The 7,628-nt window shown below is 61.4% G+C and carries 7 protein-coding genes; 4 read left to right on the forward strand and 3 right to left on the reverse strand.

Features of this window, described 5'->3' with window-relative positions:
- Positions 1 to 96 precede the first annotated feature (96 nt).
- A complete protein-coding gene (locus NW844_RS11365) occupies positions 97 to 2,016 on the reverse strand; it encodes a protein kinase domain-containing protein (protein ID WP_414335747.1) in 1,920 nt (639 codons plus the stop codon).
- 141 nt (positions 2,017 to 2,157) lie between these two features.
- Between NW844_RS11365 and NW844_RS11370 the strand changes: the two genes are divergently transcribed.
- Complete coding sequence (locus NW844_RS11370) at positions 2,158 to 3,015, forward strand: inositol monophosphatase family protein (protein WP_414335749.1); 858 nt, start codon at positions 2,158 to 2,160, stop codon at positions 3,013 to 3,015.
- Here NW844_RS11370 and NW844_RS11375 read toward each other — a convergent pair.
- Complete coding sequence (locus NW844_RS11375; RefSeq protein WP_414335750.1) at positions 2,970 to 3,953, reverse strand: glycosyltransferase family 2 protein; 984 nt, start codon at positions 3,951 to 3,953, stop codon at positions 2,970 to 2,972. The two genes, NW844_RS11370 and NW844_RS11375, sit on opposite strands and share 46 nt — an antisense overlap.
- A gap of 61 nt (positions 3,954 to 4,014) precedes the next feature.
- Positions 4,015 to 5,082: a uroporphyrinogen decarboxylase gene (gene hemE / locus NW844_RS11380; RefSeq protein ID WP_414335752.1), complete on the reverse strand. Its 1,068-nt coding sequence runs from the start codon at positions 5,080 to 5,082 to the stop codon at positions 4,015 to 4,017.
- Positions 5,083 to 5,312: 230 nt separating this feature from the next.
- Between hemE and crtE the strand changes: the two genes are divergently transcribed.
- The 3 genes from crtE (at position 5,313) to NW844_RS11395 (ending at position 7,393) form a co-directional block, all read left to right on the forward strand.
- Positions 5,313 to 6,206, forward strand: coding sequence for a geranylgeranyl diphosphate synthase CrtE (gene crtE, locus NW844_RS11385; protein ID WP_414335754.1), 894 nt, complete (start codon positions 5,313 to 5,315; stop codon positions 6,204 to 6,206).
- A gap of 83 nt (positions 6,207 to 6,289) precedes the next feature.
- On the forward strand, positions 6,290 to 6,751 hold the full coding sequence (locus tag NW844_RS11390) for a divergent PAP2 family protein (RefSeq protein WP_414335755.1): 462 nt from the start codon (positions 6,290 to 6,292) through the stop codon (positions 6,749 to 6,751).
- Between the two features lie 42 nt (positions 6,752 to 6,793).
- Positions 6,794 to 7,393 carry a hypothetical protein gene (locus NW844_RS11395; RefSeq protein WP_414335757.1) on the forward strand — a complete coding sequence of 200 codons (600 nt, stop codon included), beginning with the start codon at positions 6,794 to 6,796 and terminating at the stop codon, positions 7,391 to 7,393.
- Positions 7,394 to 7,628: the final 235 nt, after the last annotated feature.

A 7,628-nucleotide genomic window follows, 5' to 3' on the forward strand; every position in this document is an offset into this window, starting at 1 on the left:
CTCCCTCTGGGAGAGGGGCTGGGGGTGAGGGAGCCATGCAAATGACCATCCAACTGGGGTTGTCTTTCGGGACGGGATCCCCTAAGAGGCTTGTTGTTAGTTTTGCACAGGCGGGACGCGGCGCAAGTTCAACAGCACCCTTGCGCTGAGGGGGCGGGTGTTGGCCAGTAGCCCCACGCTCAGCAGCAGCCAACGGTTCAAGGTGGTGCCGGCCAGCAGCCAAGCCATCAACAGGGCTGCCCCTCCCCCTTCTACCCCTGCCGCCAAGACCCAGGCCCAGGCGACTTTCCCGTGCCGGGACAGGAGGATCCCTTGCAATCCACCGACGCCAAGCCCCACCAGCAAGCCACGCAGCGGGCTGGCCATCGCCTGCAAGGCGTTCTGTGGCCAGGGATCCCTGGGATCGAAAGCGAAGGTTGCCACCCCCACCTGAGGGGCCAGGGTATCTGCTGCCACCCAGCCCAAAGCCGTGGCCAGTAGCGTAGCCGCCACCCACCGCCAAGAAACCTGCCGTCGCAATACCGCCCACTGGAGTAGCCCCATTCCCAAGCCAAGGCTGGCCCCAGCCACCGCTCCTTGGAGCGAACCCAAAGCAGCTAGGAGGGGAGCTGCCGCCCCCAGCCCCAGATAGCCAATCCCAGCCGCCGCCCAATTGGCCAGGAGCCAGACCAGGGCCAATCCTTTGCTCTGGCGGGGCTTGCCTGAGGTGGGGAGGGTGGGCTTCGGGTGGGGGCTAACCTGTTCCTGGCCGACCTGCTGTTCAACCTCGCGCAGGCCCTGTTCTGCCGAGGGGTTGCCCGGCTCCAGCCGCAGCACTCCTTGATAGTCCATCTGGGCAAGGCCCCAATGGCCCTGCCGCTGGTGGGCCAGGCCGCGGTACAGATAGTAGCGGGCTTCGTTGGGGGCGCTCTGGATCAGCTCGTTGAGCAGGTGGACGGCCATTTTGTATTCGCCTGCCTCGATCAAATGCACCGCCCGCTGGAGCTTTTCCGCCTCAGCTTCCGACGCAGCCGCCTGCTGGCCAAACCCCGCAGGGATCCGCTGAAGAGAAACCTGTTGAGGAGGAGCCGAGGAGGCGGGAGGCGGGATCTGATCCCCATAGACGGCTCGGAGCTGCTGGGCCAGCTCCTCCATGGTGGCCGGGCGAAGGGCAGGGTCTTTCTCCAAGCAGCGCAGCACCACCCTTGCCAGGGCCTCAGGGATGGGGTGGGGCAGCGGATGGTCTTGAAAGGGGCGGGGCTGTTGGAAGTTGTGGACGTGGTACCAGCCCTGCAGGGTATCGGTCTCCGGCTCGAAGGGCAGGGCACCGGTTAACAGCTCGTACAGCACCACCCCCAGCGAATAGATGTCGGAGCGGGCATCCAGCTTCTCTCCCCGCATCTGCTCCGGGGAAGCATAGACCATCGTGCCCAAAAAATACCCGGTTTGCGTCAGGCCACGGGAGGTCTCCCCCATGAGCTTGGAAATGCCGAAGTCGAGGATCTTGACCCGTTCCTTGCCGTCGGGCCCTTTTTGCACAAAGATGTTGCTGGGCTTGATATCGCGGTGGATGACTCCTCGAATCGAGTGTTTGCCCAGATCCATGTGAAAGTTGTGGGCGTGGTGCAGGGCCGAGCAAATTTGCAATGCCAAGTTCACCACCCGCTCTGGGCGCAAGGGGCCTTCCCGTGCCAACACATAGTCCAACCCCTGGCCGGTGTAGGGTTGGGCATTCAGGTACTCCATCACCAGGTAGGGCTGGTTTTGGTAGAGGCCATAGGAGCGCACCTGCACAATGTTGGGGTGCTCGCCCAACAGAGCGCTGACCCTGGCCTCGTCCAGGAAGCGCTGCTGCAGTTGCTGGTAATACTCCGGCTCCATGTCTGGCGGCGGCGGGCGCAACAACTTGACGGCCACCGGCTCGTCATTCAACTGGGTATCCACCGCCTCGAACACATTGCCGTAGCCACCCTCGCTGATGTGGTGGGTCAGTCGGTAGCGGTTGCCGATCAGTTGTCCAATGAGGCGCTGGTTCATGGAGGAGGACGGCCAGCCGAGGAGAGGACTTACCTAAATGATTCTAGTCAGCTTGAGGGCGCAAGACCTGTTTGTGAGGGATCCGCTGCCATTGCCAACCTTTTTCGCCCCAAAAGCTGGGGATCCCGCTAGGATTGGGGCATGGGTGCTCTTTGTGAAACCGCCTCTCCCTCCCCCTTCTGGCTGGAGGTTACCGAGTTTGCCCTGCAGGCCACGGCAAGGGTCGGATCGCAGCTCTTGGCAGACTTTGGCCAGGCCTCCTCTACGGAAAAAGCGGACGGCAGCTTGGTAACCGCTTCTGACAAATGGGCAGATGACACCTTTCAAAAGGCAATTGCCGCGGCCTATCCGGCTCACGGCTACCTGAGCGAGGAGTCCAACCACATTTTCCCGGAGGAAGAGTGGTGCTGGGTGGTGGATCCCTTGGATGGCACCACCAATTTTGCCCGCGGGATCCCCATCTGGGGCAGCTCGCTGGCGCTGTTGCACTGGGGCGTGCCCGTGTTTGGCTGTGTGCATCTGCCGCCCATCCGCCAGACTTTTTACGGCTACTGGCCTCAGTTTGCGGGCGATGCGCCGGCAGGAGCTTTTCTCATCCGCCACGACCGGGATCCCGTCCGTCCTCGGCCCATCCACCCCAGCACCGCCCCACCCGGCCCCAACCAACTGTTTAATTTTTGCTCCCGCAGCAGCCACTGGATTAGCCCGCAATTTCCCTGCAAAGCGCGGATGTTGGGGGGCGCTGCCTACAACCTGCTGGCGGTGGCCAGCGGCAGCCTTTTGGGAGCGGTAGAACGCTCACCCAAGATCTGGGATGTGGCGGCGGTGTGGGCCATCGTCAAGGGGGCCGGCGCCGTTTGGGAGCCCCTTGGCCCTGCTGACCCGGATCCCGGAAGGCCGTTGATCCCCGGCAAGGACTATGGCCGGCTGACCTATCCGACGCTGGTGAGCGCTCAGGACAGGTGGATCCCGCTATTTCGGGCTTTCATTGCTCTGTAGCTCTCGTAAACCGCCTGGACGTTGTACCAGTTGAGGAAGCAAACCCGACACAGCTCCAAGGCCAACTGCGAGCGGCCTTGCCGGATCAACCAGCGCAGCAGCGGCTCTAGCCGCTTCTCGTTCAGCCAGCCCCCCAGCGACAGCAGGCCCCATAGGCATTGATGCAGAGGCGTCAGTTGGATCATCAGGCGCACGGCCCAAGTGGGGTGCTTTTGGTAAAAGAGGATGCCCATGCGGCCCCGCTGCCGCTCCCGCTCGATGAGGGCTGGGATTTGCGCTAGCTCGAAGGGCGGATGCCAGTGGTAGCCGGTGGCCTGGGGGCACTTGACCAGGCGCAGGCCCAGGTGCTTCAGCCGCACCCCCAGCTCCAGGTCTTCCCAGCCGTAGAGGTGAAACCGCTCGTCAAAGGGGCCGGCAGGGGTTTCACAAGCCCGCTCCAGCCAATGGCGGGCGATGGCCACATTGCCGGTGGCAAAGAAGGCTGCCGAAAAATCGGTGGGCTTGAAGGGCTCGGAGCAGGGATCCTGGAAATTGCAGGTGTTGATCACCCGCCCATAGGTGAAGACCTTGGCTTCCTGGAGCGAACTGGGATCCCCCTTGACGCCGTGTCGCCGCAGCATCTGGGCATGAGCGGCCAAGAAATGATCCACCACCACCAGGTCGCTGTCGATAAAAACAATGATGGATCCCTGGGCATGGCGAAACCCCAGGTTGCGGGCGGCAGCAGGGCCGCGGTGTTCTTGGCACAAAAGCTTTATCGGCGGCAAATCTGGCGGCTGGCTCTGCAGCCATTCCACCGTGCCGTCGGTGGAGCCGTCGTCCACCACCACCACCTCGTAGCCGTTGTAGGGGCCAGGCTGCTGCTGGGCCAAAGCCTGCAGACATTTCTGCAAGATGGGACGGCGGTTGTAGGTGGGGATGATGACGCTGATGTACACCGGGGATCCCTGGCTCGTAAGGCAAACCCTACTCCTAGAGTCAAGGGGTTTTTCTATACGGCTAGAGAGCTTTGAGCAGCTCTGCCGATTGGCGCACCGTCTCGAAAAAGTGATGGACATTGGCCTCCGGAGTGGTGTGGTGCACGCCGTGGCCCAGGTTCATGATGTGGCCGCGGGGTCCCGCCTTTTGAATCACCTCCAGGGTGCGCTGCCGGATGAATTCCGGGGATCCCAGCAACACCATCGGGTCGAGATTGCCCTGCACCGCCAGGGATCCCAGGCGGGCCCTGGCCTCGGCCATGTCGCTCATCCAATCGAGGCTGAAGACATCGATGCCAGCTTTGCCCACCCGCTCCAACAAAGCGGCGCTGCCGTTGATGTAGAGAATGAGCGGCACCTGCGGATACCGAGCTTTCACCTGATCCACAATTTGCTTTTGGTAGGGCAAGGCCCAAGCTTCGTAATCGCCGGGGCTGAGCTGGCCGGCCCAGGTGTCAAACAACTGCACCACCTGGGCACCGCACTCGATCTGGTAGATCACGTAGCGGGCAATGCTATCCGCCAGCTTGCTCAGCAACTGATGCAACATCTGCGGCTGAGTGAAGGCCAGGCTCTTGATATGGGCATAGTCTTTGGAGCTGCGGCCCTCTACGGCGTAGCAGGCCAAGGTCCAAGGGGAGCCGACAAAGCCCAGCAGCGTTGCCTTCCCTTCCACCTCGCGGCGCAAGGTGCTGAGTATGGTCTTGATAAAGGGCAGGCTTTCTTCCGGCTCTAAGAGACGGATTTGGTCGATTTGGGCCTGGGAGCGGATTGGCGGGTCGATGATCGGCCCCTGCTGCTCCACCAGCTCAAAGGGGATCCCCATGCCCTCAAGGGGGGTGAGGATGTCGCTGAACATAATGACGCCGTCGGGGGCAAAGGCGCGAAACGGCTGCAACGAGATCTCAATCGCCAGCTCCGGGATCTCGCAGCGCTGCTTGAAGGTGTATTTGCTCTGCAGCTCACGGTAGACCGCCATGTAGCGCCCCGCCTGGCGCATCATCCAAACCGGAGGACGATCCAGCACCTCCCCACGGGCCGCCCGCAGCAGACGGTCGCCATCGCCAAGCTGAGCAGATGAGTGGGACATAAGAAGACCAAGCCGGCTGAAGATCCTTAATGCATCCTGACATTGGGGGGACGGCTAGCGCAAGCTTGCGGATCCCCTATGCCGCCGCGTGCAGGGTATCAAGATAGAGTTTTAGCGGCTCAAGCAGGGATCCCGACCTGGAGTGGACATGAGATAATGTCGGCTTGCAAGCCTGTTGTAGAACTACTCGACAGGGATCCCCCCATTGCCGAGTTGAGAGGAAACCCCGCTTGGTTGCCCAAACCTTTGACCTGAAAGTCTATCTGAGCCGGCGTCAGCAACAGGTGGAAGAGGCGCTTTCTGCAGCTCTGGTTCCCGCCTATCCGGAGCGCATTTACGAGGCGATGCGCTACAGCCTGCTGGCGGGGGGAAAACGCCTGAGGCCGATCCTCTGTCTGGCGGCCTGTGAGTTGGCCGGCGGCTCCGTGGAGCAGGCCCTGCCCACTGCCTGCGCCCTAGAGATGATCCACACCATGTCGCTGATCCATGACGACCTGCCGGCCATGGACAACGACGATTTTCGCCGCGGCAAACCCACCAACCATAAGGTGTTCGGCGAAGACATTGCCATCTTGGCGGGAGATGCGCTGCTGGCTTTTGCCTTTGAGCATATTGCCAGCCAAACTCAGGGGGTACCGCCGCAGTTGGTGCTGCAAGTCATTGCCCGCATTGGCCACGCAGCGGCGGCAACCGGCTTGGTGGGGGGCCAGGTGGTGGATTTGGAGTCGGAGGGCAAAGCCATTTCCCTGGAAACTTTGGAGTACATCCACAGCCACAAGACGGGCGCTCTGCTGGAAGCCTCGGTGGTCTCAGGCGGGATCCTGGCAGGGGCTGATGAAGAGCTGCTGGCCCGCCTGGGCCACTACGCCCGCGACATTGGCTTGGCTTTTCAGATCGTGGACGACATTTTGGATATCACTGCCACCAGCGAGCAACTGGGCAAAACGGCAGGCAAGGATCAAGCTGCCGCCAAAGCCACCTACCCCAGCTTGTTGGGCCTAGAGGCTTCCCGGCAAAAAGCCGAGGAGCTGATCCAATCGGCCAAGGAGGCGTTGCGCCCCTACGGATCCCGGGCCGAGCCACTGTTGGCCCTGGCAGATTTCATCACTCGCCGTCAGCATTAGGACAGGACAAAAGGACAAGATTCAGATGGGATCCCTGTCCCCCTGTTAAAGACCCTGGTCGCGTTCTGGTGCCGGAGAGCTCTATGCTGCAACAGTTGATGGCCAACCACGTCCTCTGGGTTGCTCTGCTGGCCAGTGGTTTGGCCCAGGCCATGAAGCTGATCCTGGCCTATGTGCGGTCGGGCAAGCTCGACCTGCGGGTCTTGGTGGAGACGGGGGGGATGCCCAGCTCCCACGCGGCGCTGGTGACGGCTTTGTCGGTGGGGGTGGGGATCCAGGAAGGCTGGGACAGCCTGCTGTTTGCGGCGACGGTGGTTTTTGCTTTGGTGGTGATGTACGATGCTGCTGGGATCCGCCAGGCCGCCGGCAAGCAGGCGCGGGTGCTGAACCGTCTCCTGGAAGAATGGTTTGAAGAGAAGGGCGCCGATCGTTTCCAAGAACCTTACCTGAAGGAGTTGCTGGGCCACACGCCTGTTCAGGTTATTGCCGGTGCTGCTTTGGGAGCAGCGTGTATCACCTTGTCGTTTGCCCTGGGAGTCAACTGACGACAATTGGGGCATGCTAGAGCAGAAGGAGTGCGGATGGTCATGAGTTCTCAACCGCGTCCGATCCAGCGTTGCCCCGCCTGTGGCAAGCCGATCCCGGCCTATCGATATAAGTCCCCCTACTGCGACCACTGCGGCTGGCGGGCGGCCTCAGCCGGAAAAGGTGGATCTGGGGGCCAGAGAGTCAGAGCTCAGGGGAATAGGATTCAACAACACCTGCAGCGCCTCAGCCTGCCCCCTCTGTTGCAGCCGCTGTTGAAGTTCGACTTTTACCTCTATCTGGGCTGGGGGATCAGCCCTCTGTTTCCGCTGGTGGTGGAGCGACCGCTGCTGGCCGAATCCAATTACCTGTTGTTGATCCCCCTTCTGTTGAGCTGGGGGCTGCTCTATCTGGCGGTGCGGGATCTGCCCCTGCCCCAGGACTTGCGGCTGCCGCGGCTGCTGTTGGATGTGGCGTTTATCCTGCTGCCCTTCTTCCAAAAAATCAACGTCTCCAAAGCCCCCAACCGACCCTACTGGAATGCCCTGCTCATCTGGGTCATCGGGATTTTGCTGGCTGCTGCCTTGTGGCTGTGGAGCTTCAGCCTGCTCTTGACGGCGGTGACGTTGCTGTTGACCAGCTTCTGCACGCTGCTGTTCTAGCCGAGATGGTTGACAAACACTCCAGCCTTCCATGAGCACTCCTGCATAGGCAAAACACGCAGCTCAGCTTTGACACTCCCGCTGACTATCGCAACCCTTGCATGGGAGTTCTGTAGCCAAGCGGGATCCTACCTACGCAAGAGATAGTCCTTTCAAACAGCAATGAAACGTTTCTCTATGTCATTATTGCTACGCAACGCTGTCGCGAACGCGCCGCTCTAACTCCCCTCTCCCT

Origin of the sequence: Synechococcus sp. H55.2, assembly GCF_047462495.1 — a bacterium.
GTDB lineage: Bacteria > Cyanobacteriota > Cyanobacteriia > Thermostichales > Thermostichaceae > Thermostichus.

Coding starts and splice junctions, on each gene's coding strand:
- NW844_RS11365 (WP_414335747.1), bottom strand. CDS start 2,016: ATGAACCAGCGCCTCATTGGACAACTGATCGGCAACCGCTACCGACTG.
- NW844_RS11370 (WP_414335749.1), top strand. CDS start 2,158: ATGGGTGCTCTTTGTGAAACCGCCTCTCCCTCCCCCTTCTGGCTGGAG.
- hemE (WP_414335752.1), bottom strand. CDS start 5,082: ATGTCCCACTCATCTGCTCAGCTTGGCGATGGCGACCGTCTGCTGCGG.
- NW844_RS11390 (WP_414335755.1), top strand. CDS start 6,290: ATGCTGCAACAGTTGATGGCCAACCACGTCCTCTGGGTTGCTCTGCTG.
- NW844_RS11395 (WP_414335757.1), top strand. CDS start 6,794: ATGAGTTCTCAACCGCGTCCGATCCAGCGTTGCCCCGCCTGTGGCAAG.